This is a genomic window from Nocardioides sp. SYSU D00038 (assembly GCF_016924665.1).
Taxonomy (GTDB): domain Bacteria; phylum Actinomycetota; class Actinomycetes; order Propionibacteriales; family Nocardioidaceae; genus Nocardioides.
This window is the reverse complement of sequence record NZ_JAFFJT010000016.1, coordinates 254,119-280,729: the sequence shown is the minus strand read 5'-3', so window position 1 is coordinate 280,729 and position 26,611 is coordinate 254,119. Positions and strand designations below refer to the sequence as shown.

General features: G+C 74.2%; 31 protein-coding genes. 22 read left to right on the top strand and 9 right to left on the bottom strand.

Annotation, left to right across the window (positions count from 1 at the left end):
• Window positions 1-203: 203 nt before the first annotated feature.
• The 3 genes from JT721_RS09910 to JT721_RS09900 are packed head-to-tail and all read right to left on the bottom strand — an operon-like array spanning window position 204 to window position 3,328.
• The gene (locus tag JT721_RS09910) at window positions 204-1,370 is read right to left on the bottom strand and encodes a hypothetical protein (protein WP_205472930.1); all 1,167 of its coding nucleotides are present in this window, start codon (window positions 1,368-1,370) and stop codon (window positions 204-206) included.
• Between the two features lie 37 nt (window positions 1,371-1,407).
• Window positions 1,408-1,965 carry a hypothetical protein gene (locus JT721_RS09905; RefSeq protein WP_205472928.1) on the bottom strand — a complete coding sequence of 186 codons (558 nt, stop codon included), beginning with the start codon at window positions 1,963-1,965 and terminating at the stop codon, window positions 1,408-1,410.
• A gap of 4 nt (window positions 1,966-1,969) precedes the next feature.
• Complete coding sequence (locus JT721_RS09900) at window positions 1,970-3,328, bottom strand: MATE family efflux transporter (RefSeq protein WP_307827979.1); 1,359 nt, start codon at window positions 3,326-3,328, stop codon at window positions 1,970-1,972.
• Window positions 3,329-3,779: 451 nt separating this feature from the next.
• Here JT721_RS09900 and dnaB point away from each other — a divergent pair, with 451 nt between their 5' ends.
• From dnaB to JT721_RS09885, 3 genes are all read left to right on the top strand, one after another.
• Window positions 3,780-5,207, top strand: coding sequence for a replicative DNA helicase (gene dnaB / locus JT721_RS09895; protein WP_307827978.1), 1,428 nt, complete (start codon window positions 3,780-3,782; stop codon window positions 5,205-5,207).
• A 197-nt stretch (window positions 5,208-5,404) separates the two neighbouring features.
• Window positions 5,405-5,929 (top strand): GNAT family N-acetyltransferase, encoded by a 525-nt coding sequence (locus JT721_RS09890; protein ID WP_205472927.1) that lies wholly within the window; start codon window positions 5,405-5,407, stop codon window positions 5,927-5,929.
• Window positions 5,926-6,096: a hypothetical protein gene (locus JT721_RS09885; RefSeq protein WP_205472925.1), complete on the top strand. Its 171-nt coding sequence runs from the start codon at window positions 5,926-5,928 to the stop codon at window positions 6,094-6,096. Before JT721_RS09890 ends, JT721_RS09885 begins: the two co-directional genes overlap by 4 nt.
• An 85-nt stretch (window positions 6,097-6,181) precedes the next feature.
• Here JT721_RS09885 and JT721_RS09880 read toward each other — a convergent pair whose 3' ends face one another.
• The gene (locus tag JT721_RS09880) at window positions 6,182-6,601 is read right to left on the bottom strand and encodes a hypothetical protein (RefSeq protein ID WP_205472923.1); all 420 of its coding nucleotides are present in this window, start codon (window positions 6,599-6,601) and stop codon (window positions 6,182-6,184) included.
• 130 nt (window positions 6,602-6,731) lie between these two features.
• On the opposite strand from JT721_RS09880, the gene JT721_RS09875 reads away from it, so the two are divergent.
• The 5 genes from JT721_RS09875 to JT721_RS09855 all read left to right on the top strand — a co-directional run bounded on the left by JT721_RS09875 (window position 6,732) and on the right by JT721_RS09855 (window position 9,554).
• Window positions 6,732-7,346, top strand: a complete 615-nt coding sequence (locus JT721_RS09875; protein WP_205472921.1) for a hypothetical protein — start codon at window positions 6,732-6,734, stop codon at window positions 7,344-7,346.
• The gene (locus tag JT721_RS09870; RefSeq protein ID WP_205472919.1) at window positions 7,346-7,501 is read left to right on the top strand and encodes a hypothetical protein; all 156 of its coding nucleotides are present in this window, start codon (window positions 7,346-7,348) and stop codon (window positions 7,499-7,501) included. Before JT721_RS09875 ends, JT721_RS09870 begins: the two co-directional genes overlap by 1 nt.
• A gap of 48 nt (window positions 7,502-7,549) precedes the next feature.
• The gene (locus tag JT721_RS09865; protein WP_205472917.1) at window positions 7,550-8,572 is read left to right on the top strand and encodes a glycosyltransferase family 2 protein; all 1,023 of its coding nucleotides are present in this window, start codon (window positions 7,550-7,552) and stop codon (window positions 8,570-8,572) included.
• Between the two features lie 92 nt (window positions 8,573-8,664).
• Window positions 8,665-9,087, top strand: coding sequence for a peptidase inhibitor family I36 protein (locus tag JT721_RS09860; protein ID WP_205472915.1), 423 nt, complete (start codon window positions 8,665-8,667; stop codon window positions 9,085-9,087).
• Between the two features lie 11 nt (window positions 9,088-9,098).
• The gene (locus JT721_RS09855; RefSeq protein WP_205472914.1) at window positions 9,099-9,554 is read left to right on the top strand and encodes a peptidase inhibitor family I36 protein; all 456 of its coding nucleotides are present in this window, start codon (window positions 9,099-9,101) and stop codon (window positions 9,552-9,554) included.
• Here the strand turns inward: JT721_RS09855 and JT721_RS09850 are convergent.
• On the bottom strand, window positions 9,535-10,647 hold the full coding sequence (locus JT721_RS09850) for a diacylglycerol kinase (protein ID WP_205472913.1): 1,113 nt from the start codon (window positions 10,645-10,647) through the stop codon (window positions 9,535-9,537). The genes JT721_RS09855 and JT721_RS09850 overlap by 20 nt on opposite strands.
• Window positions 10,648-10,694: 47 nt before the next feature.
• Between JT721_RS09850 and JT721_RS09845 the strand changes: the two genes are divergently transcribed.
• Window positions 10,695-11,432 (top strand): SDR family oxidoreductase, encoded by a 738-nt coding sequence (locus tag JT721_RS09845; RefSeq protein ID WP_205472912.1) that lies wholly within the window; start codon window positions 10,695-10,697, stop codon window positions 11,430-11,432.
• A gap of 117 nt (window positions 11,433-11,549) precedes the next feature.
• Here the strand turns inward: JT721_RS09845 and JT721_RS09840 are convergent, their stop codons facing one another.
• Both JT721_RS09840 and JT721_RS09835 read right to left on the bottom strand, forming a co-directional pair.
• Window positions 11,550-12,386, bottom strand: a complete 837-nt coding sequence (locus JT721_RS09840) for a glycosyltransferase family 2 protein (protein WP_205472911.1) — start codon at window positions 12,384-12,386, stop codon at window positions 11,550-11,552.
• Window positions 12,387-12,445: 59 nt separating this feature from the next.
• Entirely contained in the window at window positions 12,446-12,838 is a 393-nt protein-coding gene (locus JT721_RS09835) for an NUDIX domain-containing protein (RefSeq protein ID WP_307827977.1), read from the bottom strand.
• 42 nt (window positions 12,839-12,880) lie between these two features.
• Here JT721_RS09835 and JT721_RS09830 point away from each other — a divergent pair, with 42 nt between their 5' ends.
• Window positions 12,881-13,288, top strand: a complete 408-nt coding sequence (locus tag JT721_RS09830) for an MmcQ/YjbR family DNA-binding protein (protein WP_307827976.1) — start codon at window positions 12,881-12,883, stop codon at window positions 13,286-13,288.
• A gap of 33 nt (window positions 13,289-13,321) precedes the next feature.
• Here the strand turns inward: JT721_RS09830 and JT721_RS09825 are convergent, their stop codons facing one another.
• Window positions 13,322-13,609 (bottom strand): hypothetical protein, encoded by a 288-nt coding sequence (locus JT721_RS09825; RefSeq protein WP_205472908.1) that lies wholly within the window; start codon window positions 13,607-13,609, stop codon window positions 13,322-13,324.
• A 176-nt stretch (window positions 13,610-13,785) separates the two neighbouring features.
• Between JT721_RS09825 and JT721_RS09820 the strand changes: the two genes are divergently transcribed.
• The 9 genes from JT721_RS09820 (at window position 13,786) to JT721_RS09780 (ending at window position 22,769) form a co-directional block, all read left to right on the top strand.
• The gene (locus tag JT721_RS09820) at window positions 13,786-14,994 is read left to right on the top strand and encodes a YibE/F family protein (protein ID WP_205472907.1); all 1,209 of its coding nucleotides are present in this window, start codon (window positions 13,786-13,788) and stop codon (window positions 14,992-14,994) included.
• Window positions 14,991-15,878, top strand: coding sequence for a carbohydrate kinase family protein (locus JT721_RS09815; protein ID WP_205472906.1), 888 nt, complete (start codon window positions 14,991-14,993; stop codon window positions 15,876-15,878). Before JT721_RS09820 ends, JT721_RS09815 begins: the two co-directional genes overlap by 4 nt.
• Complete coding sequence (locus JT721_RS09810) at window positions 15,875-16,801, top strand: pseudouridine-5'-phosphate glycosidase (RefSeq protein WP_205472905.1); 927 nt, start codon at window positions 15,875-15,877, stop codon at window positions 16,799-16,801. The genes JT721_RS09815 and JT721_RS09810 overlap by 4 nt, the downstream gene beginning before the upstream one ends.
• A 66-nt stretch (window positions 16,802-16,867) precedes the next feature.
• Entirely contained in the window at window positions 16,868-18,625 is a 1,758-nt protein-coding gene (locus JT721_RS09805) for a DUF429 domain-containing protein (protein ID WP_205472904.1), read from the top strand.
• 302 nt (window positions 18,626-18,927) lie between these two features.
• Entirely contained in the window at window positions 18,928-19,575 is a 648-nt protein-coding gene (locus JT721_RS09800; RefSeq protein ID WP_307827975.1) for a DapH/DapD/GlmU-related protein, read from the top strand.
• Entirely contained in the window at window positions 19,560-20,414 is an 855-nt protein-coding gene (locus tag JT721_RS09795) for a 3-keto-5-aminohexanoate cleavage protein (protein ID WP_205472903.1), read from the top strand. Before JT721_RS09800 ends, JT721_RS09795 begins: the two co-directional genes overlap by 16 nt.
• An 8-nt stretch (window positions 20,415-20,422) precedes the next feature.
• A complete protein-coding gene (locus JT721_RS09790) occupies window positions 20,423-21,490 on the top strand; it encodes a DegT/DnrJ/EryC1/StrS aminotransferase family protein (protein WP_205472902.1) in 1,068 nt (355 codons plus the stop codon).
• On the top strand, window positions 21,487-21,831 hold the full coding sequence (locus JT721_RS09785; protein WP_205472899.1) for a WxcM-like domain-containing protein: 345 nt from the start codon (window positions 21,487-21,489) through the stop codon (window positions 21,829-21,831). The genes JT721_RS09790 and JT721_RS09785 overlap by 4 nt, the downstream gene beginning before the upstream one ends.
• The gene (locus tag JT721_RS09780) at window positions 21,828-22,769 is read left to right on the top strand and encodes a glycosyltransferase family 2 protein (protein WP_205472897.1); all 942 of its coding nucleotides are present in this window, start codon (window positions 21,828-21,830) and stop codon (window positions 22,767-22,769) included. Before JT721_RS09785 ends, JT721_RS09780 begins: the two co-directional genes overlap by 4 nt.
• Window positions 22,770-22,778: 9 nt before the next feature.
• Here JT721_RS09780 and JT721_RS09775 read toward each other — a convergent pair whose 3' ends face one another.
• Window positions 22,779-23,771, bottom strand: coding sequence for an LLM class F420-dependent oxidoreductase (locus tag JT721_RS09775; protein WP_205472896.1), 993 nt, complete (start codon window positions 23,769-23,771; stop codon window positions 22,779-22,781).
• A gap of 182 nt (window positions 23,772-23,953) precedes the next feature.
• On the opposite strand from JT721_RS09775, the gene JT721_RS21715 reads away from it, so the two are divergent.
• From JT721_RS21715 to JT721_RS09760, 3 genes are all read left to right on the top strand, one after another.
• Window positions 23,954-25,522: a PKD domain-containing protein gene (locus JT721_RS21715; protein ID WP_205472895.1), complete on the top strand. Its 1,569-nt coding sequence runs from the start codon at window positions 23,954-23,956 to the stop codon at window positions 25,520-25,522.
• A gap of 28 nt (window positions 25,523-25,550) precedes the next feature.
• Window positions 25,551-26,054, top strand: a complete 504-nt coding sequence (locus tag JT721_RS09765) for a DinB family protein (protein WP_205472894.1) — start codon at window positions 25,551-25,553, stop codon at window positions 26,052-26,054.
• 71 nt (window positions 26,055-26,125) lie between these two features.
• Window positions 26,126-26,572: a hypothetical protein gene (locus JT721_RS09760; RefSeq protein ID WP_205472893.1), complete on the top strand. Its 447-nt coding sequence runs from the start codon at window positions 26,126-26,128 to the stop codon at window positions 26,570-26,572.
• Window positions 26,573-26,611: the final 39 nt, after the last annotated feature.

Sequence of the window (26,611 nt, the reverse complement as noted above, 5' to 3'; positions counted from 1 at the left end):
CTCCGCATCGACCGGAACTCCTCGATCGAGCTGTTCCGGTCGTTGGGGGGTGGGTGATTCGACCGGAACTCCTCGATCGAGCTGTTCCGGTCGTTGGGGGGTGGGCGATTCGACCGGAACTCCTCGATCGAGCTGTTCCGGTCGTTGGGGGGTCCAGGCCGAGCGCACGAACCGCGCCTGTGCGCCGTTCCGGCGCCAGCCAGCTACTTCCGCAGCACGACCGCGTCGAGCCGTACCGAGCCGCCGCGGGGCACGCCGACCACCCGGATCCGCACCAGCCCGCCGCGCAGCGGCGAGTACTGGTCGCGAACGACGTAGGTGCGGGCCTTGGCGGCGGGGCCGCGCAGGTCGACGGTGTACCACCGGCTGTCGGCGATCTTCACCTGGATGCGTCCCAGCCGGGGTCCGCTGGGGCCGACCAGCCGGACCTCGCGCACCGGCGCGGTGCGCAGCCGCAGCTCCGCGCCGGTCCGGCGGGCCTGGAGGTAGCCGGCCCCGAAGTGCCCCGCCCGGCGGACGGCCCGAAAGCCCGACAGGCGGGCCGCCCGGTCCAGGGTGAGGTCGCGGGGGACGAAGAACCGCACCGACTCCGGGCTCGGGTCGGCGTTGCCGGCCGGGTCGACGGCCACGACGGTGAGCCGCTGGTCGCCGGCCCGCAGGCGGGCGAGCGTGAGCGCGCCGCGCCCGCAGGGCCGGGGAGCGCCGTTGAGCGTGCACCGGAAGCCGGCGGCGGCGTCGTTGGTGTCGAGCACGAGTCGCGGCCTGTCGGTGAGCGCGACCGGCCAGTCCGGGCGCAGCTCCTCGAACGGCACGCCGCCGACGAACGTGTTGGGTGCCTCGGTGTCGACCTTGAGGTCGGTGCGGGCCGGCGAGCCGTCCCAGTCGGGAGCGTCGGGCTTGCTACCGCAGGCCAGCGCCGGCGTGGCATCGCACGCCTGGATCGCGGCGTCGGCGGTGTCGACCGCGCGCACCTCGAAGAAGAACGGCGTGCCGCCGGTGTGCTCCGGGATCGCCTCGACCACCACCGGGCTGGCGCAGTCCTGGTACGTCGCCTGCCGGGTCGAGCGGCACTGGAAGCCGATCGCGCCCGCGTCGCCGGTGTTGCCCAGGTCGGCGGCGAACCCGATCGTCACCGTCGAGGCCCCGACCCAGCCGGCGGCGTTGCGGGTCGGGGTGATCGAGGTGATCCGGGTGTCGGGCGGGGTGGTGTCGTCGCAGCCGGTGCGGCTGAGCAGCACGACCGTGTGGGTCTCGTCCTGGCAGCCCACCGGCGCGGCCGCCGCCGGCGGCGCGAGGCCCACCGCCGGGGCCAGCGTCGCGGTGAGAGCGAAGGTGAGCAGGGCCGCGCGCGAGCGCAGGGTGGTGGTCACGGGAGGTCCTTCGGGGGCGGCGGCGGGCAGGGTCAGGCTACGGAGCCGCGGGCGGCCGCGTGAGCCGTTCGGGCAAAGGCACGACGGCCCACGGCCGACCGGCGCGGGAGAGCAGCAGCACCACCAGCAGCAGCGGGGCGAGCCGGGCGACCAGCGCGGCCACGTCGGCCAGCGAGGTCACGCCGCCGCCGAGCACCACCACCGGCAGCACGCCGGCGACCACGGCGAGCACCCCCGCGGTGCGCAGCCAGCCGGCCGACCGGGTGTCGCCGGCACCGGCCGCCAGGTCGGCGAGCGCCCGGCACAGCAGCGCCGCGAAGGCGACCTGCGGCAGCTCCGCCGCCCAGGCCAGCGAGTCGTCGGTGTCGGTGAGGGCGTCGGCGACGGCGGGGAACCACACGACAGCCGACGAGACCAGGGCCAGGCCGCCCACCCAGCGCAGCGGCCCGCGGTGGTGGTCGGCGAGCGGGGCGTGGGAGGTGCCGAGCAGCACCAGCACCCAGCCGACCGGGTTGGCCAGCAGGTCGTAGCCCCCGGCCGGGGCGACCAGCACGATGACCACCAGCCCCATCGCGATCCAGGCCAGGGGCTTCACGCGCTCAGGATAGGCGTCCGGTGCGGGCCCCGGTGACCAGCCAGGCGCGGCCCCGGGCCCGGTGGCCCAGCACCACCCCGCGCAGCCCCATGAACACCAGCGCCAGGCTCACCCACACCGCCACCAGCCCCGCGTCGGCCACCAGCAGCACCACCGGCGCGTACGCCGCCAGCGTCAGGCTGCTGCCCCAGGCCAGGTAGCGACCGTCCCCGGCCCCGATCAGCACCCCGTCGAGCACGAAGACCACGCCCGCCAGGGGCTGCCCCAGGGCGGCGACGAGCAGCACCGGCACCAGCGCGGCGTGCACCGCGGGGTCGTCGACGAACAGCCCGCCCAGCACCGGGCTGAGCGCCGCGAGCCCGACGCCGGTCACCACGCCCGACCCCAGCCCCCAGCGCACCATCCGGGCCGTCGACGCCCGCGCCTCCTCGACCAGGCCGGCCCCGAGCTGGCGGCCGGTGATCGCCTGCGCGGCGATCGCCAGCGCGTCGAGCGCGAACGCCAGGAAGCCCCACAGGGTGATCGCCAGCTGGTGCGCGGCGAGGCCGACGGCGTCGTCGCCCGGGGCGGCGCCCAGCACCACGGCGTACGTCGTGACCAGGAACGCCGCCCGCAGCGTCAGCGTCCGCACCAGCAGCGGCACGGCGGCGCGGGCCGCCCCGCGGATGCCGGGCAGGTCGGGTCGCAGCGACGCGCCCTCGCGGCGGGCCCCGCGCACCACCACCCAGACCAGTGCGGCCGCGCTCGCGACCTGGGCGAGCACCGACCCGATCGCCGAACCGGCGATGCCTAGCCCCGACCAACCCGCGACACCGTGGACGAGCACGACGTTGAGCACGACGTTGACCGCGTTGCCGGCGACCGCCACCACGAGCGGGGTGCGGGTGTCCTGGAGGCCGCGCAGCACGCCGGTCGCGGCCAGCATCAGCAGCAGCGGGACGGTGCCGAGGAAGGCCAGCCGCAGGTAGGTCTCGGCCGGCGCCGCCACCTCGGCCGAGGCCCCAAACAGGCCGACCAGCGGGCCGGTGGCCGCCACCCCGACGACGGTCGCGACCGCGCCGATCAGCACCGCCAGCCAGAGCCCGTCGGCGCCCTGCGCCAGCGCGGCCCGTCGGTCGCCCGCGCCGAGCGCCCGGGCCACGCCGACCGTGGTGCCGTAGGCCAGGAAGACGCAGAGCCCAATCGCGGTCTGCAGCACCACGGCGGCGATGCCGAGGCCGGCCAGCGGGGTGGTGCCGAGGCGACCGACGACGGCGGCGTCGGCGAGCAGGAACAGCGGCTCCGCGACCAGGGCCAGGAACGCCGGAACCGCCAGCCGGAGGATCTCGCGGTCGCCCTCCCGCAGCCGTCGCGTCGTGGTCACGGTAAGACCCTGCCACGGCCCGTGCGCCGTACACGACTAGTCCCACGGGGCGGTGGAAAACCCGTGGAGAACCGGATGCGTGGGGGCCGGCGACGGCTTTGTCGACAAAGCCCCCGGGCCCGGCCGGGCGGGTCGCAGAAAGTCGCCGAGAAGTTTGTGTCCACACTCATTGAGGGGTATCTGCGCAGGTCAGCCGGGGTGCAGCAGCGAATGGGCCGGGCCCCTCCACAGGCTGCTCCCCATCCTGTGCACAGCGGCTCGCGTGTCGTCCACGGGCTGTCCGGAGTTATCCCCAGCCCCTGTGGACAACGTGCTTCCACCGAGCCCTCCGACTCCCGTACGGTCGCGGAACTGTCGGCGCCCTCCCCTAGCGTCGGCGACGCGGACCCGGCTCCCGGTGCCGCACCGCCCGACCGCCCCGACCATCCACGCCACCCCTCGGAGGTCCCCCGTGAGCGTCACCGAGTCCGACGCGCCCGGGCTGCCCGAGCCGCCGTTCGACGACGCCGGGGCCTGGGGCGACGGGCCCGCGCCCTACGCCCCCGGGGAGCGGCCGTCGCGGCCCGGGGACCGCACCCCGCCGCAGGACATGGCGGCCGAGCAGAGCGTGCTCGGCGCGATGCTGATCTCCAAGGACGCGATCGCCGACGTAGCCGAGTCGCTGCGCGGCGTCGACTTCTACCGGCCGGCCCACGAGACCATCCACGACGCCATCATCGACCTCTACGGCCGCGGCGAGCCGGTCGACATGGTGACGGTCGCGGCCGAGCTCCAGCGGCGCGGCGAGCTGGCCCGGATCGGCGGCGCGCCGTACCTCCACACCCTGTCGGCCAACGTCCCGATCGCCGCCAACGCCGGCTACTACGCCGAGATCGTGCGCGAGAAGTCGATCCTGCGACGCCTGGTCGACGCCGGCACCAAGATCGTCCAGATCGGCTACGCCGGCGAGGGGCAGGTCGACGACATCGTCGACACCGCCCAGGCCGAGGTCTACAAGATCACCGACCGCCGCAGCTCCGAGGACTACGCGCCGCTGAGCGACATCATGGTCGGCGTCCTCGACGAGATCGAGGCGATCGGCAACCGCGAGGCGGGCCTCTACGGCGTGCCCACCGGCTTCGCCGACCTCGACGAGCTCACCAACGGCCTGCACGCCGGGCAGATGATCATCGTCGCGGCGCGTCCGGCCATGGGCAAGTCCACCCTGGCCCTCGACTTCTGCCGCGCCGCCTCGATCCACAACAACCTCACCAGCGCCTTCTTCAGCCTCGAGATGACGCGCTCCGAGATCACCATGCGGCTGCTCTCGGCCGAGGCCAAGGTGCCGCTCAACCACATCCGCAACGGCAACATGAGCGACGACGACTGGAACCGGCTGGCCCGCAAGATGGGCGAGGTCTCCAGCGCCCCGATGTTCATCGACGACAGCCCCAACATGACGATGATGGAGATCCGGGCCAAGGCGCGGCGGCTCAAGCAGCGCCACGACCTGCGGATCATGATCATCGACTACCTCCAGCTGATGACCTCGGGCAAGAAGGTCGAGAGCCGCCAGCTCGAGGTCTCGGAGTTCTCCCGCCAGATCAAGCTGCTGGCCAAGGAGCTCGAGATCCCGATCATCGCGCTCTCCCAGCTCAACCGTGGCCCCGAGCAGCGCGGCGACAAACGCCCGATGATGGCCGACCTCCGCGAGTCCGGCTCGATCGAGCAGGACGCCGACATGGTGGTGCTGCTCCACCGCGAGGACGTCTACGAGAAGGAGTCGACCCGCCCTGGCGAGGCCGACCTGATCGTCGCCAAGCACCGCAACGGCCCCACCCGCGACATCACCGTGGCCTTCCAGGGCCACTACTCCCGCTTCGTCGACATGGCGCACTGACCGACAGCTGCGTTGTCGAGATGCAGCGAATCTTGGCAACTCAGAGTCACGGTCAGGATCTAACGATCTGATCGGCGTTCACGGTCGGTCGGGTCGGCGCAAGAGCAGGCGGTTTACCGTGGTGTCGCGACCGGCTGACGCGGTCCGTTCCTACCTGCGCAGCCTCAGCAACAAACGGCGCGCGCTACCTTGTCGAAGTGCTGCCCACCGATACACCCAGGCTCAGGTTCCGTGAAATGACGGAGGCCGATCTGGCGAGCATCGCCACGCTCGAGGTCGGCGGCTCCCGGGGCCCGGCAGGATGGATCGAGTGGAACCGGCGCAACTACACGGAGCACGGGTTCGGCCTCTGGTTGATCGAGAAGCACTCCGGCGACTTTGTTGGTGACTGCGGACTGACCCTGCAGGAAGTCGGAGGCGAGTGGTTCGTCGAGGTCGGATGGCACGTGCGATCCGATGCTCAGCGTCAGGGGTACGCCACGGAAGCGGCCACTGCCGTTCGCGACGCTGCCCGTGAAGCCGGCATCGAGCACCTGATCGCGATCATCCGACCGCACAACGTCGCCTCCCGGGGCGTGGCGAGGAAGATCGGCCTGGAGTTCGAACGCGAGGTCCACAAGAACGGCGGCTTGGCGCTTGTCTTCGGCGCCGATCTGCGGAATGACGCGTCGACCTGCCGGAGCGGATTCATGCATGACGGCTGGCAGGGTGCTGTCCCATGAACCAGGACGCCGCGAAGGCCGACCTGTACGACCTTTCGGCAACTTTGACCGATCCGGCTGATCAACTGCGGCTCGGCAAGGTTTCCCGCATGGAGCCCGTCAGTCTTCGCTGCATCTCGACAGATGGCTACGCACAGGAAGGGCGATTGCAGCCGGTCGTTCGGTAGGCGCGTCGCCGGCCGCGTGCGCGCCGGTGGTCGATGGTCCGCGGTGCCCGCTCAGCCCTCGTGCGAGAAGCGCGTTGACGCCGCCCTAGCTCGGACGCGCGAGCCGAGCGCCGGTCCAGTCTTCGTCGTGGCTCACGTCGCGCAGGACATCGAGCCACTCAGGCACAGGGGCTGATGATGAGTCACGGTCATCGATCTCGGCGACAAGTGTCCCGTCCTCGTGCTCGTCGATCGCTACGAGCAATCCATCCCGATGGACCAGGTGGCGCTTCTTGCGCAGCAGCCGAGCGGGCAACGCCTGAAGCGCGGTCCACTCCGCGTCGTTCAGGTAGAAGTTCGTGCAGGCCACCTCGGCCGGCCCTTCAGCGAGACGCACCTTGTGCCCGAGCTTGCGGACCACGGTGCCGTCGCTTTCTCGGACCTCGCGCAAGCGCAGCCGCGTGCCCTCGATGTACCGATCGAGAATCTCTCTGCTGCTGGTGACGCCTGCGGGGAGCGTCGCCAAGAGGTAGCGACGTTCCCTCTCGACAACGCGTACTTCAGTGACACGGGCACGGGACGAGGCTAGAGCCTCGCGCCGGCCCGATCGTCCGAACCCGGTCGCGGCGGCCGTCGACTGCCCTAGATTGGCCGCCATGCTCCCCAGCCCGCGCCTCCTCGCGCGTGCCGCCACGGCCGTGGCGCTGCTCGTCACGGGGCTGGTCACCGGGCTCGCCTGCCCGGCCCTGGCTGACTCGGTGCGGGTCACCGACCCGGACCCCTACGAGTCCTACTTCCTCGGCGCGCGGTCCGCGACGTTCACCAACGGCGCGAGGAAGGTCGTCGTCCGCGCCGACCACAGCGCCCTGCGTTGGGACACCGTCGACGTCGTCAGGGTCGAGCTGCTGGTGGGCCGGCTGCGGAAGGGGCAGCTGCCGAGGTACGCGACGGCCTACCACGCGGTCTGGCGGGTGGGGTCCGGGCTCCGGCTGGAGCGGCAGTCCCCCGGCCAGGAGCTCCCCGTCCGGGTCAGGTGCCGCGGCCTGGGGCTGCGACACGACGCCGACCCGGCGCGGCTCGTCGTCACGGTGCCCACCCGGTGCCTGCGGGTGCCGAAACCCTCCCGGCCGTACCTCGCGAGGGGCGGCGGCAACGACGTGCGGTTCTCCTACCTGGTGCACAACCTCGGCGGGAACGTGACCGAGACCGTCCCCGGCACCCAGGGCCAGGGCGAGTACTCCAGCGACTTCACCCGCTGGGTCGACCGCTGATGAGCACCCGCGTCTGCGAGAACGGCCACGTCGTCGAGCGCGACGACCTCTGCTACTGGTTCGGCTGCATGGTCGCGTGGCTGGGCAACCTGCTGCTGGTCGTCGCGCTGGTCGGCTACGGCGTCAGGTTCGGCCGGGAGGCGGCGGACGTCTGAGCGGCGTCCGATCGACCGCGGCCGCCGGGCGCGGGTAGCCTCACCGGCGTGACCGCGCGCGTGAAGCTCTGCGCCATCGCCAAGAACGAGGGCCCCTACCTCGCCGACTGGGTCTTCCACCACCTGCACTTCGGGTTCGACGCCATCGAGGTCTGGGTCAACGGCACCGAGGACGCCTCGATGCGGATCCTGCGCCGGATCGCCGCCCAGCACCCCCAGGTGCGCGCCCGCAACGCCGACGCGCTGCTCGAGGAGTGCCTGACCCAGCGGCGGCACTTCCAGCAGCGGGCCTACAACCGGCTGGCCAAGCGCGCGGAGGCCGAGGGGTTCACCCACGTGGCGTTCCTCGACCTCGACGAGTTCTGGACGCCGCGCGACTTCCGCAGCTCGATCAAGGCGTTCCTGCCGGCCGACCCCGAGGTCAAGGTGGTCTCCTTCCCGTGGGCCCTCGATGTCCCCGACCGCGGCCGCGAGCCGTTCCCGACGCCGTTCACCGGCCCGGTCGACGTCCAGCTGCAGGAGAACGTCAAGTCGGTGGGGCGCTTCGACAACAGCATCGCCACGGCGATGACCCACACCTTCGCGATCGACGAGGGACGCCGCCTGCTGGTGCGCGACCCGTTCCCGCTGGTCGACCCGGTGGCCCAGGTCGACGGCAGCCGGCTGCTGCGCCAGCAGCTCGCGACGTGGTGGGACCGGCTGCCCGAGGCCTTCGTCTACCACGCGATCAACCGCTCCGAGCGCGAGTACCTCGCCACGATCATCAAGGGCTACCGCCAGTCCGGGCACGACTACGAGTTCAAGACCAACCGCAAGGGCTACCTGCCCGCGGCCGGTCCGGTCGTGACCTTCCGGCCGCCGCGCGCGCGGCTGCTGCACTACCGCTGGCGGCGCCGGGCCTTCCACCGGAGCCTGGACGTCGAGCGGATGGTGCGCCGCTCCCGCCGCCTGGTGCTGCGCCGGGCCGAGGCGCTGGTGCAGCGGGTCGAGACCGACCCCGAGGCCCGGGCGTTCCTGGCGCCGGTGCTCGAGGGCACCGGCCTGGCGCAGGGTGCCGAGCCGCGTCCGTGACGAGTCGGTGACGAGTCCGCCGGGGCGGGGCGTTTGACCGTCGGCGCGCGGGGCAGGAGGGCGTCGACCTGTCCCCTACCTCGGGAGTCACCATGAGGATCCTCAAGCCGTTGGCCGTCGTGGCCACCGCCGCGGCCGTGTCGGTCGTCGGGCTGCCGCCGGCCAGCGCGGTCGACATCAACGACGCCCCCGGCCCGAACGGGAAGATCACCTTCCTCGAGCACGACAGCTTCCGCGGCACCGGTCAGATGGAGTCGCGGACGTCCTACGACACCAACTTCAAGAACGACATCTTCAACGACGAGGCGTCGGCCGTGGTCAACAAGAGCGCCTACTTCTGGTTGCTCTACGACGACACCGGCTACCGCGACCGCGCCGTCTGCGTGCGACCGAAGTCCTTCTACTCGCTCAAGGTGGCGGGCTTCAACGACAAGATGTCCAGCGCCCAGCGGATGACCAAGCGCAAGGCGACGAGCTGCGGCTCGTGGGCCGTCATCGGCATCAAGTTCGACTGAGAGGAACCGACATGAAGCGCACCCTGATCACCGTCTGCTCCGTGGTGGGCCTGCTGGGCGTCGCCGGCGCCGCGCCGGTGGCCACCGCCGCCGCGCCGGAGGCCCCCCGGGCCGTCGCACCGGCCGCCGCCAAGGCCTCCGCGCCGCCTGGCACCGCCGGCTACCTCACGCTGTGGGACGACAACACCTACCGCGACCGCTCCTACCGCAACAACCAGTCCGACAGCACGCTGCACAACAACGACTTCAACGACAAGACCTCGAGCTTCGTCAACAAGACCGGCCGCTGGTGGGTGCTCTACGACGACACCGGCTACCGCGACCGGGGGATCTGCCTGCGGCCACGCAGCCACTACCCCGACCTGAACAAGGTGGGCTTCAACGACAAGACCTCGAGCGTGCAGCGTCGCTCGCTCAACACGTGCCCCGGCTGGCCGGAGGTGGGGATCAAGAACTCCAAGTGGTAGGCAGCCGGCCCGCGCCACCCGGTCCGACGTAGGTGCCGCGGCCGGTCGGCAGCGGCAGGTCGAGCGTGGTGCGGATGCCGGGCGGGGCGGCGACGACGTCGGGGATCGCGTTCACGATCCGGCCGCACGCGGCCACGATCGCGGCGTGGTTGTGGTCGCCGTGCCGGCTGGTCGGCACGACGTCGACGACGTAGCTGGGCTCGCCGGTGATCTCGACGCGGTACGAGCCGCCGCCGGCGGCCGGCCGGGCCCAGTCGGGGCGCAGGTCGTCGCGGGTGCGGGTCACGTGCTCCACCACGATCGCGGGGTGGCCGTCGACCAGGCCGGTGATCGAGAACTTCAGCGCCGCGATCGTGCCCTGCTCGATCCGGCCGGCGGCGATGTCGTAGGACTCCGGTGCCGGCTCGGCCTCCCAGTGCTCCACGATCTCGTCGACGGCGATGCCGAGGCCCGCGGCGATCATCCGGATCGCGGTGCCCCACGCCAGGGCCAGCACGCCGGGCAGGAACAGCAGCGGGGTCTCATCCATCGGCTTGCCGAAGCCCATCAGGTCGAACATCACCTCGGCGCCGTCGTACGTCGCGTAGTCGGCCAGCTCGTAGCAGCGCACCTGCTCGACCCGTTGGCAGGTGCTCGCCAGCGCCAGCGGCACCAGGTCGCTGGCGAAGCCGGGGTCGACGCCGGTGACGTAGACGCTCGCCCCGCCGGCCCGGGCGGAGGCCTCGACCTTGTCGATCACCTTCTGCGGCATCGTCCCCCACGGGAACTGCAGCGTCCCGGGCGCCGACCCGACCACGTCGATGCCCGCCTCGAGCAGCCGTCGTACGTCGTGGGTGGCCTCGACCGGCCGGGTGTCGCCCATCGCGCAGTAGACCGCGCACTCCGGCCGGGCGGCGATCACCGCGTCGAGGTCGGCGACCGCGGTGACGCCGGTGGTGACGTCGAGGCCGGCGAGCTCCCCGGCGTCGCGCCCGACCTTGTCGGGGTCGGAGACGCCGACCGCGACGAGCTCGAACCGGTCGTCGTCGATGAGCTGGCGCAGCGTGAGCCGACCGGCGTTGCCGGTCGCGACCTGGGCGACCCTGATCGTCATGCCCGGACTATAGAACGTGTTCTAGTTACGGTGTTACTGTCCCGCGCATGGGACGTGTCGAGGGCAAGGTCGTGCTGATCAGCGGCGGGGCCCGCAACATCGGCGGTGCCAGTGCCCGGATGCTGGCGGCCGAGGGTGCCCGGGTGGTGATCGGCGACCTGCTCGACGACGAGGGCGCCGCGCTGGCCGCCGAGCTGGGCGACGCCGCCCGCTACGTGCACCTCGACGTCACCTCCGAGGACGACTGGGTTGCGGCGGTCGACCACGCGGTGGCCGAGTTCGGCCGGCTCGACGTGCTGTTCAACAACGCCGGCATCTTCAACGGTGGCCAGCTCCAGCGCTACCGGCGCGAGCAGTGGCAGGAGATGCTCGACGTCAACCTCACCGGCGCGTTCCTGGGGATGAAGGCCGCGGCCGACGCCCTGATCGCGGCCGGCGGCGGCTCGATCATCAACACCTCCTCGATCGAGGGTCTGCGCGGCACGCCGTGGGCGCACGGCTACGTCGCCTCGAAGTGGGGCCTGCGCGGCCTCACCAAGTCGGCCGCGATGGAGCTCGCCCCCCACGGCATCCGGGTCAACTCCCTCCACCCCGGCCGGATCAGCACGCCAGCGACCGACCAGATGCCCGAGGACCTGATCCCGATCCCGCTGGGCCGGCCCGGCCGGGTCGAGGAGGTCGCGACCTTCGTGGTGTTCCTGGCCAGCGACGAGTCGTCGTTCACCACCGGCTCGGAGTTCGTGATGGACGGCGGCACCGTGACCGCCATCCCGACCAAGGTCTGACGCCCGGGGTCGCGGGGGAGCGGTGCGGTAGTCACGGACGTTCGGCAGGTGATTCCGCCCGGCTCGGGTGCCGTTCGCCCGTGACTACCCCGAGCGGGCCGGTCAGGCGGGGGAACCTCAGAGGTACAGGGTCCGGCTGCGCAGCGACTCCTCGAGCCGGCCGGCCGCGAGCCCGAGCTCCTGGGTGAGCGCGCGCAGCGCCACCCGGCGACCGTCGCGGCCGGCGACCTCGCGGAGCCGCCGGCCCAGCAGGCGCAGGGTGGCCCGACCCCGGCGCCGGGGCATGCCGTGCGGGCGGTAGCGGACGAACAGCCGCACGTGGGAGCGACCGTAGCCGCGGCACTGGCGGAACAGGGTGCCCAGCGTCGCCCGCTGGGTGTAGCTCACGACCGCGCCCGGCACGTAGACCAGCACGTGCCCGGCGAGCTGGGCCCGCCAGAACAGGTCGGTCTCGTCGCCGCCGCCGAGGAGCTCCTCGTCGAACGGCCCGCAGGCGTCCACCACCTCGCGGGCCAGGGCGCAGTTGGCGCCGGTGGGCCAGGGAAGGAAGCCGAGGGAGTCGGTGAACCGGCGCTGCCAGCGCACCGTGGTGCCGTCGGGCAGCACCCGTCGCAGCGGCCCGCCCATCAGCGTCGCGCCGGCACGGGCCGCCTGCCAGTAGGCCTCGATCCACCCCGGGTCGACCACGTCGTCGGCGTCGGTGAGCAGCAGCAGGTCGCCCCGGGCGGCGGCGATGCCGGCGTTGCGCGCCCGGTTGATGCCGGGCCGGGCGCCGGCGTCGACGACCACCACGTCGTCGCGGGCGGCCAGCAGCTCGCGGGTGCCGTCGGTGGAGCCGTTGTCGGCCACCACCACCTCGAACGTCGCGCCGGTGACCTGGGCGGCCAGCGCGTCGAGCTGCGCGCCGATCGTGCGGACGGCGTTGCGGCAGGGGATCACCACGCTCACGTCCACGCCCGACATTCGACCACGGCCGCGCCCGTCTGGGCCGACCCCACCCGCCGACCGGAGGGTCAGCCGAGCAGCGGCAGCACGTGGTGCTCGAGCAGCGGCGCCAGGTCGTCCGGCAGCGGCGCGCCCGGGTCGAGCCACCGGAGCTCGGCGATCTCGCCGGCCGGGGCGACGGCGGTGACCGGGTCGGGATGGGCGAACACGTGGGCCTCGACCCGCTGCCCGGGCTCGTTGGCCGCGGCGGCGTCGTGGCGACCCAGGGCCACCAGGACCCCGGCGTCCACCCGCAGGCCGACCTCCTCGGCGCACTCGCGGGCGGCGGTCTCGGCCGGGGTCTCGCCCGGCTCGGGCTTGCCGCCCACCAGCATGAACCGCTCGGTGCCGCGCTTGCGCACGGTCAGCACCCGCCCCGCCGGGTCGCGGACGACGAGCGCGCTGACCCGGATCGGCTCCACGACCGGCAGCCTATGTCGGGGCGCGGGCCTAGCGTGGGCTGCGTGGACGACGACGCCTTCCTCGCCGCGGCGATCGCCCGCGTCGGCGAGGTCGCGACCCGGCTGCCCGAGACCCTCGAGCAGGACGCCTGGATCGGCGTGCGCTGGCGGATCCGCACGCGCACCTTCGCCCACGTCGCCCCCGTGCGCGACGGCTGGCCCGCCGCGCACGCCCGGGCGGCGCTCGGCGGCGCCGGCCCCCACGCGGTGCTGGTCTTCCACGCCGACCTCGACGAGGTGGTGACCTTCGAGCACCTCGGGCCGCCGTGGTTCAAGCCGCCGTGGTCGGCGACGGTGGTCGGGCTGGTGCTCGGCACCGGGACCGACTGGGACGAGGTCGCCGAGGTCGTCACCGACAGCTACTGCCTGCGCGCCCCCAAGAAGCTGGCGGCGCTGGTCGAGCGGCCCTGACCGGGGTCCCGCCCCCGCAGGTCATCGGGGCGGTCAGGCAGCGCGGCTGCGCTCCTGCACCGAGCGCACCGGCACGGGCGGCAGCGCGCCGCGGTGGGAGGCGCGTCGCTGCAGGACCCGGCGCTGCGACGTACGGCGGGCGCCGGTGCCGGGCTGGCGACCGCGGACGACGCTGACCAGCGCGAGCACCAGCAGGCCCCCCACGACGACCCAGCGCAGGGGAGACCCGGCATCCCCGCCGATCAGACCACCGGCGAACAGGCCGACAGCCGCCAGGCTGGCGAGCACGACGACCCTCACGTGGGCCCCGGAAAGCTCCATTGACACGTGTCCTCGGCTGACACGGTCGCGCCCCATGCACGACCTTCCACCAGCATCGTGGACAGGCCGCGAGGGGCTCGCAACCAGAATCGCCGAACTCCTCGGTAAATACCCCATGGGGTATGGACCAGCGACCGTGGGAACGCCGTTCGCGGGCGCCCGCGACAATGTCGTGCATGGGGCACGGTCACGGGCACGGGCATGGGCACGGTCACGCGCGCAGCCACCGCGCCGACGGCGGGCTGGAGGTGCGCGGACTGCCCCGGCAGGTGCTGGTGACCGTCCTGGTCGTCTGCGGCATCGCGGCGGTCGTCGGCCTCGGGGTGCTCTGGCCCGACGGCGACGAGGACGTCGTGGGCTCGGTGAGCTTCGCCGGGGAGGGCGTCACCTTCCCCGAGGGCGTGGTCGACGCGGTGCGCGCCTCCACCGAGCAGCCCGGCGGCGAGCTCGACGTCACGGTCGCCGAGGGGCCGGGCCGCGGGTCCGAGGCCACGGTCGGCATCCCGCCGGAGGTGCTCGACTCCGGGCTCGAGCCCGGCGACCGGGTGGAGCTGATCCGCACCGAGGACGGCACCTTCCAGTGGTTCGGCACGGTCCGCGACCGGCCGCTGTGGATCCTCACCATCGCGTTCGTCGTCGTGGTGCTCGCGGTCGCGCGGCTGCGCGGCCTGATGGCCCTGGTCGGCCTGGCGATCAGCGCGGCGGTCTTCGCGTTCTTCCTGCTCCCCGCGCTGCTCACCGGCGAGTCGCCGGTGCTCGCCGCGATCGTCGCCTCGACCGTGATCATGTACGTCGTCCTCTACTCCACCCACGGCGTCAGCCTGCGCACCAGCGCGGCCCTGGCCGGCACCCTCGCCGGCCTCGCGGTCACCGCCGCGATCGGCTCGTGGGCGGTGGGTGCCTCGCGGCTCGGCGGGATCACCGACGAGGGCGGCGGCTTCCTGATGCTCCACACCGGCGACCTCGACTTCCAGGGCCTGCTCCTCGCCGCGATCGTGGTCGCCGGGCTCGGCGTGCTCAACGACGTCACGATCACCCAGTCCTCGGCGGTCTGGGAGCTGCGCGAGGCCTCCCCGGAGATGGGCCGCACCGCGCTGTTCGCCAGCGGCATGCGGATCGGCCGCGACCACATCGCCTCCACGATCTACACGATCGTCTTCGCCTACGCCGGCGCGGCGCTCACCGTGCTGCTCGTCATCTCCCTCTACGACCGCTCGCCGCTCGACCTGCTCGGCACCGAGGAGATCGCCACCGAGATCGTCCGCTCGCTCACCAGCAGCATCGGGCTGGTGCTGGCGGTCCCGCTGACCACGCTGATCGCCACCCTCACCGTGCCCGGCCCGCGCCCGGCGGCCCCCGACCCGACGGCCGAGGTGGCCGGATGAACGCTCGGGTGGTCGTCGTCGGGGGCGCCAACCTCGACGTGCTGGCCCGCACCACCGACCCGCTGGTCGCGGCCACCAGCAACCCGGGCACCACCGTGCTCACCGCCGGCGGGGTGGGCCGCAACATCGCCGAGAACCTCGCCCGGCTCGGCACCCCGGTCGCCCTGGTCGCCGCCGTGGGGACGGACGTCGCCGGCGACCAGGTGGTCGCGGCGAGCGCCGCGACCGGCGTCGACGTGGCCGGCGTACGACGGGTGGCCGCGGCGACCGGCACCTACACCGCCGTCCTCGACCACACCGGCGACCTGGTGGCCGGGGTCGCCGACATGGCCGCCACCCGGGCCGTGACCCCGGAGGTCGTGACCGCCGAGCGCGACCGGCTGGCGGCCGCCGAGCTGGTCGTGCTCGACGGCAACCTCGCCCCGGCCACCCTGGCCCGCGGTCTCGAGGTCGCCGCCGCGGTCGGTACCCGCGCGGTCGTCGACCCGGTGAGCGTGCCCAAGGCGCGGGCGCTGGTGCTCGACCACCCGGTCCACCTGGTCACGCCCAACGCCGACGAGCTCGCCGTGCTGGGCGGGCTCGAGGCGCTGCACGCCGGGGGCGCGACCTGGGTGTGGGTGCGTCGCGGTGGCGCCGGCTCCGAGCTGAGCGGCCCCGGCGGCACCACTCGCACGACGCCGCCCCCACCCGAGGTCGTGGGCGAGGTCGTCGACGTGACCGGCGGCGGCGACGCCATGCTCGCCGCCTGGTGCCACGCGGTGCTGGCTGGTGCGAGCGAGGCCGAGGCGGCGGCGTACGGTCAGGTCGCCGCGGCGCTCACGGTGGCCAGCCCCCACAGCGTGCGCCCCGACCTGACCGACGAGCTGGTGAGGAGCCTGCTGTGAGTGCTGGTGAGTCCGACGTGCTGGTGGTGACCGAGGAGGTCCGCACCGCGCTGACCGAGGGGGCGCCCGTGGTGGCGCTGGAGAGCACGATCATCAGCCACGGCATGCCCTACCCGCGCAACGTCGAGATGGCACGCGAGGTCGAGCAGATCGTCCGCGAGCACGGCGCCGTGCCGGCGACCGTCGCGGTGCTCGGCGGCCGGCCGCGGATCGGCCTGTCGGCCGACGACCTCGAGCTGCTCGGCAGCGACCCGTCGGTGAGCAAGGTCAGCGTCCGCGATCTCGGGGTGGTCGTCGGCACCGGTCGCCACGGGGCGACCACGGTGGCGAGCACCATGCGGCTGGCCGCGCTGGCCGGCATCCGGGTCTTCGTCACCGGGGGCCTCGGCGGCGTCCACCGCGGCGCCGAGCTCTCCTTCGACGTCTCCGCCGACCTCACCGAGCTCGGCCGCACGCCGGTGTGCGTGGTCAGCGCCGGGGTCAAGAGCATCCTCGACATCGGGCTCACCCTCGAGGTGCTCGAGACCGAGGGGGTGCCGGTGGTGGTGCACGGCAGCGACGAGTTCCCGTCGTTCTACTCCCGCGGGAGCGGCTTCCGCGCCCACCACCGCCTCGACACGCTGCCCGAGATCGCCGCCGCGCTGCGCGCGCACTGGGGGCTCGGCCTGACCAGCGGCGTCGTGGTCGCCAACCCGATCCCGGCCGAGGACGAGATCCCCGCCGACGAGATCGGCGCGGTCATCGAGCAGGCGCTGCGCGACCTCGACGAGCGACGGATCACCGGCAGCGCCGCGACGCCGTACCTCCTGGGCCGGATCGTCGAGCTCACCGACGGCGCCAGCCTCACCGCCAACATCGCGCTGGTGCGGGACAACGCCCGGGTCGGGGCCGGGCTGGCACGCGAGTACGCCGCGCTGGCCTGACCCGCCGTCCCCGGGCGGGGCGCGGGGTGTCGCCCGGGCACGCCCCGACCTGCTTGGCTGTCGTCCATGACCGGAGCCGCCCACCACGTGGGGATCGACCTCGCCTGGGGCGACAACCGGCCCACCGGTCTGGCCGTGCTCGCCCCCGGCGGCCGGCTGGTCCACCTCGCCTCGGTGCGGACCGACGAGGAGATCCGCGACCACCTCGCGCCGTACGTCGAGGGCCCGTGCGTGGTCGGGATCGACGCACCGCTGGTCGTCACCAACGCCACCGGCAACCGCCCCGCGGAGGCCGCGCTCAACAAGGACTTCGCCCGCTTCGACGCCGGCGCCCACCCGTCCAACACCGGCAAGAGGGAGTTCGCCGACGGCACCCGCGGTGCGCGCGTCTGCAAGCTGCTCGGCCTCGACATGGACCCGCGCTCGGGCCGCGCCCGGCGGGCCATCGAGGTCTACCCCCACCCGGCGACGGTCGCGCTGTTCCGGCTCGGCCGCACCCTGAAGTACAAGCAAAAGACCGGCCGCGACCTCGAGCTGCTGCGCGCCGAGCTGCTCGCGCTGATGGGACACGTCGCCGGCCTGGTCGACACCGGCGAGACCTGGGAGTCGCTGCGCGGGCTGGTGCGCGACGCCGGCCGCAAGAGCGAGCTGCGCCGGGTCGAGGACCAGGTCGACGCGGTCGTCTGCGCCGCCGTGGCCCGGCTCGCCGACACCGACCCCGGAGCGCTCACGACCTACGGCGACCTGCGCACCGGCTACATCGTCACCCCCACGCTGCCGCCCGACCTCGCGCCCACCCCGCGCGAGCGGCCGCACCCGCCCGAGGACCCGGTGCGGGCGGCGGTGCAGCGCTACCACGCCGAGCACGCCGAGCTGGAGCGGGCGGGGCGCGAGGCGGTCGCGCTGGTCACCGGCATCCTCGATGACGCCGGCATCAACTACCTCTCGGTCACCGGCCGCACCAAGTCGGTGGCGTCGTTCGCCGAGAAGGCCACCCGCACCCGCGACGGCGAGCTGCTCTACGACGACCCGCTGCGTCAGATCACCGACCAGCTCGGCGTCCGGGTGATCACCTACGTGCAGAGCGACGTGGAGGCGGTCGCCGAGCTGCTCGGCGACCAGGTCGACGTCCGCGACGACCGCGACATGGGCCGCGAGACCGCGAGCGAGGGCCGGTTCGGCTACGCCAGCCGGCACCTGCTGATCGCGGTCGACCCCGCCCGGGAGGCCGCCCACCCGGCGCTGGCCGGCCGGGTCGCGCAGGTGCAGGTGCGCACGGTGCTCCAGCACGCGTGGGCGGAGTTCGAGCACGACATCCGCTACAAGGGCACCGTCCCCGACGAGCACGCCAGCGAGTTCGACCGCCGGTTCACGCTCGCCGCCGGGCTGCTCGAGCTGGCCGACCGGGAGTTCTCGATCATCCGCGAGCGGCTGCGCGGGCCGGTCGCCCGCGCCGACGAGGACGACGACCCCAGGATCGCCCCGCGCGAGCTGGCGGCGTTCCTCGCCGGCCAGTACGCCGAGGCCGGCTGGTCGCGCACCGACCACTACTCCTGGATCTCCGGGCTGCTCCTCGAGCTCGGCGTCACCGGCCTGGAGGAGCTGGGCGAGGTGCTGCGCGGCGTCGACGAGGCCGCGATCTCCGCGGCGATGGGCTACAGGTACCCGCCCGGCGCCGTCCGCCGCCTCGACGACGCCCTGCTCGCGGCGTACGGCGAGCGCTACGTCGGCCTCCTCGGCAACTCCCACCGCGTCGACGGGCTCCGCGCGCGGTTGGCGCGGTTGGGGGGTGCGGGTTCCCCCGGTGAACCGGGGAAACCCTGACTGGTCGGCCGGAACTCTGGCCGAGAAGCCGAGGTTCTGGCCGAGAAGTCCGAGCGCCGACCGGTGGTCGAGCAGCGGCGAGCCCCAGCGAGGAGCGTCGTCGAGACCCCACCCCTGGGCGCCCTCCAGTACCGCTGGTTGAGGAAGTCGCGCTAGCGACTGTCTCGAAACCCCTGCACCCGGAAGCCCTCCGGTCGGGACGGCAGGGCTTGCGTCGTGCGGGTCTCCAGGCTCGGGCCCAGCGGCCTTCGCACCTCGACCAGCGCCCCAGTCGCACGCCCGCGTCCCACTAGGGTGTGCGGGTGCCCGCACCCCTGATCCTGTTCGGCGTGGCGACGCCGTACGCGTGGGACGTCGTGGAGACCGCGCTGCGGCTGGGTCGCGAGCCCCGCTGCGTCGACAACCACGGCGGCGCGGACCCGCGGCTGCCGGGGCTGGACGACGACTCCCCGCCCGCCGGGCCGTTCGTCCTCGGCCTGTCGTCCGGCGTGCACCGCCTCGCCGGTGCCCGGGCCGCCGCCGCGGCCGGGCTGGTCGAGCCCGACACCGTCGTCGACCCCACCGCGGTGGTCGCCAGCACCGCCACCGTCGGGCACGGCACCTACGTCAACGCGGCGGTCGTCGTGGCCTCGCACACCCGGCTCGGCTGCCACGTGAACCTCAACCGGTCGGCCTCGGTGGGCCACGACAACGTGCTCGACCACGCCGCCTCGCTGGGTCCCGCCGCGGTCACGACCGGCGAGGTCCGGATCGGGGCCGGGGCCTTCGTGGGTGCCGGCGCGACCGTGCTGCCCGGGATCGAGGTCGGCCCCCGGGCGATCGTCGGCGCGGGGGCGGTCGTGACCAAGGACGTCCCCGCCCTCGCGGTCGTGGCCGGCAACCCCGCCCGGGTGGTCCGCACCCTCGACGACCCCACCAGTGCAGAGGAGGACGCGTGCCCGCACTGCTGAGCGCGCTCGACCAGCCCGTCCCCATCGTGCTCGCGCCCACGGGCATGGTGCCCACCCGCGCGATGACGCCCCACGTGCCGCTGACGCCCGAGGAGATCGCGGCCGACGTCCGGGCCGCCGCCGCGATCGGCATCACCTCGGTCCACCTGCACGCGCGCGACGCCGAGGGCGCCCCCACCTGGGAGCGCGAGGTCTACGCCCGCATCGTCGGCGCGGTCCGCGAGGCCGCGCCCGACGTCGTCATCAACGTCAGCACCAGCGGCCGCACCTGGTCGGAGCTGGAGAAGCGCGCTGACTGCCTGGCGCTCGACGGCGACCTCAAGCCCGACCTCGCCTCGCTGACGCTCTCGTCGCTGAACTTCCTCAACGGCGCCTCGGTGAACGCACCCGAGACGATCCGCGGCCTGGCCCGGATCATGAAGGAGCGCGGCATCGTGCCCGAGCTCGAGATCTTCGACTTCGGCATGGTCAACTTCGCCCACGTGCTGAAGAAGGAGGGCCTGCTCCCGGGACCGGTCGTGGCGAACATGTTCTTCGGCAACGTCGCCGGCATGCAGGCGACGCTCCCCGAGGTCGGGCTCGCGGTCGAGCGGCTCCCCGAGGACGCGCTCTGGTCGGGAGCGGGCCTCGGCGACTACCAGCTCACGGCCCAGGCCCTGGCGGTCGCCGCCGGCGGCGGCGTGCGGGTCGGCCTCGAGGACGGCATCTTCCTCGACCGCGCCCGCACCACCCTGGCCACCAACCCCGCGCTCGTCGAGCGGGTCCACGCGCTGCTGGCGGTCCACGACCGTCGCGTGATGGCACCCGACGAGCTGCGGGCGCGGCTGCGCTCGGGATGACGGTCCCGGTGGCCGCACCGTCGCGCCTCGGCGCGGCGGAGGCCGACGCCGTCCGCGCGGCCGTGGCCCGGGTGGTGGGGAGCGACACCTGGGTCGGTGGCGCGGAGGTGGCGGGATTCGAGGCGGCGTTCGCCTCCTACCTCGGCACCGACCGGGAGGTCGTCGGCTGCGGCAACGGCAGCGACGCGCTCGCCCTGGCCCTCGGCACCCTCCACCTGCCGGCGGGCGCGGCGGTGATCGTGGCGCCCGACGACGGCGGGTACGCCGCCGGGGCCGCGCGCCAGCTCGGCCTCGCCGTCCGGGTGATGGACGTCGACCCGGACACCGGCGTGCCGACCGCCGCCACCGCCGCGGCCGCCGACGCGCCCGACGTCGCAGCCGTCGTGGTGACCCACCTCCACGGCGACGCCGTCCCGCTCAGCGGCCCCGGCGGGCTCGACGAGTGGCGGCGGGCCCGTGGCCTGGCGCTGGTCGAGGACTGCGCCCAGGCCCACGGGCTGCGCGTCGACGGGTCCCACGTCGGCCTGGTGGGCGACGCCGCGACGTTCAGCTTCTACCCCACCAAGAACCTCGGCGCGGTGGGCGACGCCGGCGCGGTGGTGCTGCCGGGCCCGTCGGCCGAGCGGGCGCGACGGCTGCGCGAGCACGGCTGGGGCGAGCGGCACCGGGTGGTGCTCCCGGGCGGCCGCAACAGCCGCCTCGACCCGGTGCAGGCAGCGGTCCTCACCGCCCGGCTGCCCTTCCTCGACGACGCCAACGCACGGCGTCGAGCCGTCTCCGCCCGCTACCGCGCCGTCGTCGGGCTGCACGGCGACCCCGCCACCACCGTCGCCCACCACGCGGTCGCCCTCGTAGACGGCCGCGACCGGGTCGCGACCGCGCTCGCCGAGCGCGGCGTCGCGACCGCGATGCACTACCCGTGGCTGGTCACCGAGATGCCGGGTCTGGCCGCGACCGGCAGCGCGCCGGCCGCCTCGGGGCGACGCGACCGTAAGCTCTCGCTGCCCTGCTTCCCCGGCATCACCGACGCCGAGGTCGACGCGGTCGTGGCCGCCCTCGAGGAGGTCGTCCGGTGACTCGCGAGGTGCGGACCTTCCCGCTCCACCCCGACGACCGGGGCGACCTGCTGGCCCTGGAGCTCCCCGACGTCGGCTTCGACGTGGTGCGGGTCTTCGTCGCCACCGGGCCGGCCGAGCCGGTGTGGCGCGGTGACCACGGGGTGCCGTGCCGCGAGCTGCTGGTGCTGCTGCGCGGCACCGTCGAGGTCCGGGTCGGCGACGACGTCCTCCACCTCACCGAGCGCGGTCAGGCCGTCCACCTCGAGCCGGGGGAGCGGGTGGTCTACCGGCTCGGTGACGACCACGCCAGCGTGCTGGTGCTGGCCGCGGCGCCCTACCGGCCGGAGGACTTCGGGTGACCCGCGCCTCGGTCGTCATCCCGGTGCACGACAAGCCCACCACGCTGCCGCTGACCGTCGACACCGTGCTCCGGCAGAGCGTGGGCGACCTCGAGGTGATCGTCGTGGGCGACGGCGTCACCGACGCCGTGCGCTCGGTGGTCGACGACCTGGTCGCGCGCGACGAGCGGGTGCGGTTCCTCGACTTCCCCAAGGGCCCCCACCACGGCGAGCGCTACCGCCACGACGCGGTGCGCGCCGCTCGCAGCGACGCGATCTTCTACCTCTGCGACGACGACCTGCTGCTCCCCGACCACGTCGCCGACCTGCTGGCGCTGCTCCAGGACGCCGGCCTCGTGCAGTCCTACAACGGCTTCCTCCGGCCCGACGGCCGGGTCGGGTTCTACCCCGCCGACCTCGCCGACCCCGGTCACGTCCGGCTGATGCTCGACGACCGGATCCGTCACAACGCCGTCAGCATCACCGGCACCGCCCACTCCCGCGCCTTCTACGACCGGGTGGGCGAGCGGTGGGACACCACCCCGGCCGGCGAGTGGCCCGACCACCACCAGTGGCGCAAGCTGATGCGTCACCCCGACTTCCGGGGGGCCACGTCACACCGGATGACCGCGCTGCAGCTGCCCACCAGCGCCAACGGCCGGGTCGGGTGGAGCCCCGAGCAGCGGCTGGCCGAGCTCGAGCGCTGGCACGCGGTGGTGACCGGCCCCGACGCGCAGGCCCGGATCGACGCCCTGGTGCTGCCGGCCGCGCTGGGCGAGCTCGCGCGGACGACGCGGCGGGCCGTCGAGCTCCAGATCGCCAACGACGGGTACGCCGAGGCGCGTGCGGAGCTGGCCCGGACCCGCTTCCGGGTGCGCCGGCTCGAGGAGCGGCTGCGGCTCAAGAACGCCCGCCTCGAGAAGCTGCGGACGCGCCTGCGCTCGCGCGACCAGGGCTGACGCCGGACCTCAGCCGCCCGGGGCGGCGGCGCGCAGCTTCTCCAGCAGGGGCCCGGCCGCCTCGTGGAGGAACCGGTCCTGGCCCTCGTCGCCCACCTGCACGAGCGCGACGTCGGTGAAGCCGGCGTCCCAGAACGCGCCCACCGCCTCGACGATCCTGTCGAGGTCGGGGCCACAGGGGATGTTGTCGGCGACGTCCTCCGGACGCACGAACTGGGTGGCCGACGAGAAGCCGGCCGTGGTGGGCAGGTCGGCGTTGACGTCCCAGCCACCGGCGAACCAACGGAACTGCTCGTGCGCGCGAGCGACCGCGGCGTCCTCGTCCGGGTCCCAGCAGATCGGCAGCTGCCCGATCGCCCGGGCCCCGGAGCCGATCCGCGGGGCCCCGTCGACGGCGTTCCAGCGCTCCACCAGGCCGGGGTCCGGCTCCACCCCGATCAGGTCGTCGGCCAGCGGCGCGAACCGCTCCACCGCCCGGTCGCCGGCCACGGCCAGCCCCAGCCGCACCGGCTCGTCGGGCAGGTCCCAGACCCGGGCGGAGTCGACCTGGAAGTGCGTGCCCCGGTAGGTCACCAGGTCGCCGGCGAGTAGGCGCCGGATCACCTCGACCGCCTCGGCGAGCATCTCGTGGCGGGTCTCCAGCGCCGGCCAGCCGCGGCCGACGACGTGCTCGTTGAGGTTCTCGCCGCTGCCGAGCCCCAGGCTGAACCGGCCCTCGGAGAGCAGGGCCAGGGTCGCGGCCTTCTGGGCGACCACCGCCGGGTGGTAGCGCATCGTCGGGCAGGTCACGTAGGTCATCAGCCCGATCCGCTCGGTCGCCTGCGCGACCGCACCCAGCACCGACCAGGCGTACGGCGCGTGGCCCTGCTCGGTCAGCCAGGGGGAGTGGTGGTCGCTGGAGACCGCGAAGTCGAACCCGACCTCCTCGGCCCGCACGGCGTAGCCGACGAGCTCGCGCGGCCCGCTCTGCTCGGTCATCAACGTGTAGCCCAGGTTCACCATGCCCACTCGTTACCCCGGGGCCGGGGCCCAGACCCGTCACCGCGTCCTGCCGGCGCCGGCACTGGTCCGGACCGCTCGGCCCGGGTCCGTACCTGCCGGTAACTTCGGCGCGCCGGCGCCGTTGGAACCGCGTGCGTGTCAGGGATGACAGATCCCGGGCACGTCGCCTCCTTCACCGCGGCGTGCTCGCGGCGGGCCTGCTGGCAGTTCTCGGGACCACGGTCCCGCCGTCCCTCGGCGCGCCCCCGACCCCCACCTCCCTGCCGGGCACCGCGCGCGACGTCGACGTGGCGGTCAACGCCGCCGGCGTCGCGGCGATGACCTGGACCCAGGTCTCGCCCGACTCGACCAGCGCCCCGACCTACCTCTCCACCCGGGCACCGGGGCGCGGCTGGGGCGCCGCCCGGCTGGTCTCCGACGCGAGCGCGGCCACCGAGTCCTCGCAGGTCGAGGTCGCGCGCGACGGCCGGGTGATGGCGGCGTGGGTGGAGCACCACGGCGAGCGGTCGCGGGTGCGCTACCGCACCTACGCCGCCAACGGCACCGCCGGCGCCCAGCGCACCGCGCTCGCGTGCAGCCGCAACCGGCTGACCGACCTCGACCTCGACGTCACCCCGGCCGGCCGGGCCGCGATCGCGGTGACCGACTTCACCGGCCACCGACCGCTGGGGGCGGTCGGCACCGTCGCCGGGCTGGGCCCGGCGCGGGTGCTGCGGTCGGGGGCGCGGGGGTCGTGGTCGCCCCAGGTCGAGCTGAGCGACTCCGGCGACGCGCTCTTCGTGTGGGAGAGCGAGGTCGGCGACGACCACCTGGTCGAGAGCCGCGCCTGGCCGGCCGACGCGGCGCCCGGGCCGGTCGCGGTGGTGGCGGGCGGCGCGGGGCGGGCGGCCCGCAACCCGGTGCTGGCGATGGCGCCGGCGGGCCCGGCGGTCGTCGTGCTGGCCCACGACGCGGCCGACACCGGTCCCCAGGTGCGCTACGCCGCCCGCGACGTCGCGGGCGGGTTCGGCTCGGGAGGCTGGTCGGCGGTCGGCCTGGTCTCCCGGGAGGGGGAGGCGACCCTCGACCGCAGCTACGCCGCGGTGCTCACCGGCCCGCGCTCCGCGGTGGCGGCCTACACCACCGCGGCCGGCGACGTCGTCACCGCCGCCCTGGCCGCACCCGGCTCGGCGTTCGCCGGTCACCAGCGGGTCTCGGCGTGGAACGACGGCCGCGGCGGCACCCCGAGCCTGAGCCTCTCGCCCACCGGCGCGGTCGTGGTCGCCTTCGCCAGCCGCACCCGCGACGCCTACTCCGGCAACGCCGCGGTGCGCCGCAGCGGGGCGGCGTCGTTCGGCGTGACCATGCGGTCCACCGCGCCGGGCACCACCTCGGGCACGAACGCCGTCGGTGCCCTCGACGACCAGGGCAACGCCTACATCGCCTGGCTCACCGCGGGCTGCACGACGTGCCCGTCGGCCCGCTCGACCCTGCGCGAGCTGGGCTACGACGTGGTCGCGCCGACCCTGACCGGCGTGCGCGCGCCACGCCGGCTGCGGCGCGGGGTCCGCGGCACCCTCGCGGTGCTCGGGGTGCGCGACCGGGTCTCGGCGGTGCGGGTGCGTTGGCAGTTCGGCGACGGCACGTCGGCCGCCGGCGCCACCGTGCGCAAGGCCTGGCGCCAGCGCGGCGCCCGCACCGTCACCGTCGTCCTCACCGACGCCGCCGGCAACACCACCCGCCGCTCGGTGCTGGTGCGGGTCACCGGCTGAGCGAGGTGGCGACGGATACCGTCGGCGCATGACCCCCGCGGAGCTGCTGACCGACGCCCTCGAACGGGTCCGCGACGGCGTCGCCGACGCCGTCGAGGGGCTCACGACCGACCAGCTGGCCGTCCGCCCCGACGGGCGCGGCAACTCGATGGCCTGGCTGGTCTGGCACCTGACCCGGGTGCAGGACGACCACGTCGCCGACGTCGCCGGGCACGAGCAGGTGTGGACCGCCGACGGGTACGCCGACCGGTTCGGCCTGCCCTTCGACGCCGACGACACCGGCTACGGCCACAGCGCCGAGGAGATGGCCCACGTCCGCGCGAGCGCCGACGACCTCCTGGCCTACGCCCGCGCCACCCACGACCGCACCGTCGCGTGGCTGGCCACGACCGGCCCCGACGACCTCGACCGGGTGGTCGACGAGCGCTGGGACCCGCCGGTGACCCTGGGCGTCCGGCTGGTCAGCGTGGTCAACGACGCGACCCAGCACCTCGGCCAGGCGGCGTACGTGCGCGGGCTGGTCGTGCGCTGAGCGACCCCTCGCCCGGACCTGAGTACGACGGCGGTGTCGCACGACGGCGCCCCGGGCCCACGCTGGCCGGCATGGACGCCACCCGCCCCGCCCCCGCCCGTCGTACCGCCCTCCTCCTGGCCCTGCTGGCCGTCGTCGTCTCGGCCGGCTGCGCCGTGCTTGCGCTGGCACTCGCCGACGTGCCGCCAGGCGACGGGCTGCTGCCCGAGGACGCCGAGCTGCTCGACCCGCTCTGGGGCCAGCTCGACCTCCTCGCGCTCGTGCCCCTGGTGCTGGCGACCTGGCGCTGGGTCCCGGCCGGCCTGCTGGCCGCCGCGGGGCTGGCGGCCACGGCCTGGGCGCAGACCGCGGTGCTCGACCACCGCTTCGCCCACCGCTGGGACGACCCGCTGTGGGGCCTGATCTGGCTCGGCCCGATCTGGGAGACCCTGGTCGTCGGCTTCCTGGTGGTGGTGACCTGGCTGCTGCGGCTCGCCGTGCGCTCGCGCCGCACGGCGACGGCCCGAGCCGTCTCCTAGCCCGTCCTAGCCCGTCCTAGCCCGTCCTAGCCCGTCCTA

What these genes read in the sequence shown, in the direction of transcription:
- JT721_RS09885 (WP_205472925.1), top strand. Translation starts at nt 5,926, where the DNA reads ATGAACCAGGACGCCGCGAAGGCCGACCTGTACGACCTTTCGGCAACT.
- JT721_RS09775 (WP_205472896.1), bottom strand. Translation starts at nt 23,771, where the DNA reads ATGGTGAACCTGGGCTACACGTTGATGACCGAGCAGAGCGGGCCGCGC.
- JT721_RS09850 (WP_205472913.1), bottom strand. Translation starts at nt 10,647, where the DNA reads ATGACGATCAGGGTCGCCCAGGTCGCGACCGGCAACGCCGGTCGGCTC.
- JT721_RS09815 (WP_205472906.1), top strand. Translation starts at nt 14,991, where the DNA reads ATGAACGCTCGGGTGGTCGTCGTCGGGGGCGCCAACCTCGACGTGCTG.
- JT721_RS09855 (WP_205472914.1), top strand. Translation starts at nt 9,099, where the DNA reads ATGAAGCGCACCCTGATCACCGTCTGCTCCGTGGTGGGCCTGCTGGGC.
- JT721_RS09765 (WP_205472894.1), top strand. Translation starts at nt 25,551, where the DNA reads ATGACCCCCGCGGAGCTGCTGACCGACGCCCTCGAACGGGTCCGCGAC.
- JT721_RS09825 (WP_205472908.1), bottom strand. Translation starts at nt 13,609, where the DNA reads ATGGAGCTTTCCGGGGCCCACGTGAGGGTCGTCGTGCTCGCCAGCCTG.
- JT721_RS09805 (WP_205472904.1), top strand. Translation starts at nt 16,868, where the DNA reads ATGACCGGAGCCGCCCACCACGTGGGGATCGACCTCGCCTGGGGCGAC.
- JT721_RS09860 (WP_205472915.1), top strand. Translation starts at nt 8,665, where the DNA reads ATGAGGATCCTCAAGCCGTTGGCCGTCGTGGCCACCGCCGCGGCCGTG.
- JT721_RS09870 (WP_205472919.1), top strand. Translation starts at nt 7,346, where the DNA reads ATGAGCACCCGCGTCTGCGAGAACGGCCACGTCGTCGAGCGCGACGAC.
- JT721_RS09760 (WP_205472893.1), top strand. Translation starts at nt 26,126, where the DNA reads ATGGACGCCACCCGCCCCGCCCCCGCCCGTCGTACCGCCCTCCTCCTG.
- JT721_RS09845 (WP_205472912.1), top strand. Translation starts at nt 10,695, where the DNA reads ATGGGACGTGTCGAGGGCAAGGTCGTGCTGATCAGCGGCGGGGCCCGC.
- JT721_RS09875 (WP_205472921.1), top strand. Translation starts at nt 6,732, where the DNA reads ATGCTCCCCAGCCCGCGCCTCCTCGCGCGTGCCGCCACGGCCGTGGCG.
- JT721_RS09820 (WP_205472907.1), top strand. Translation starts at nt 13,786, where the DNA reads ATGGGGCACGGTCACGGGCACGGGCATGGGCACGGTCACGCGCGCAGC.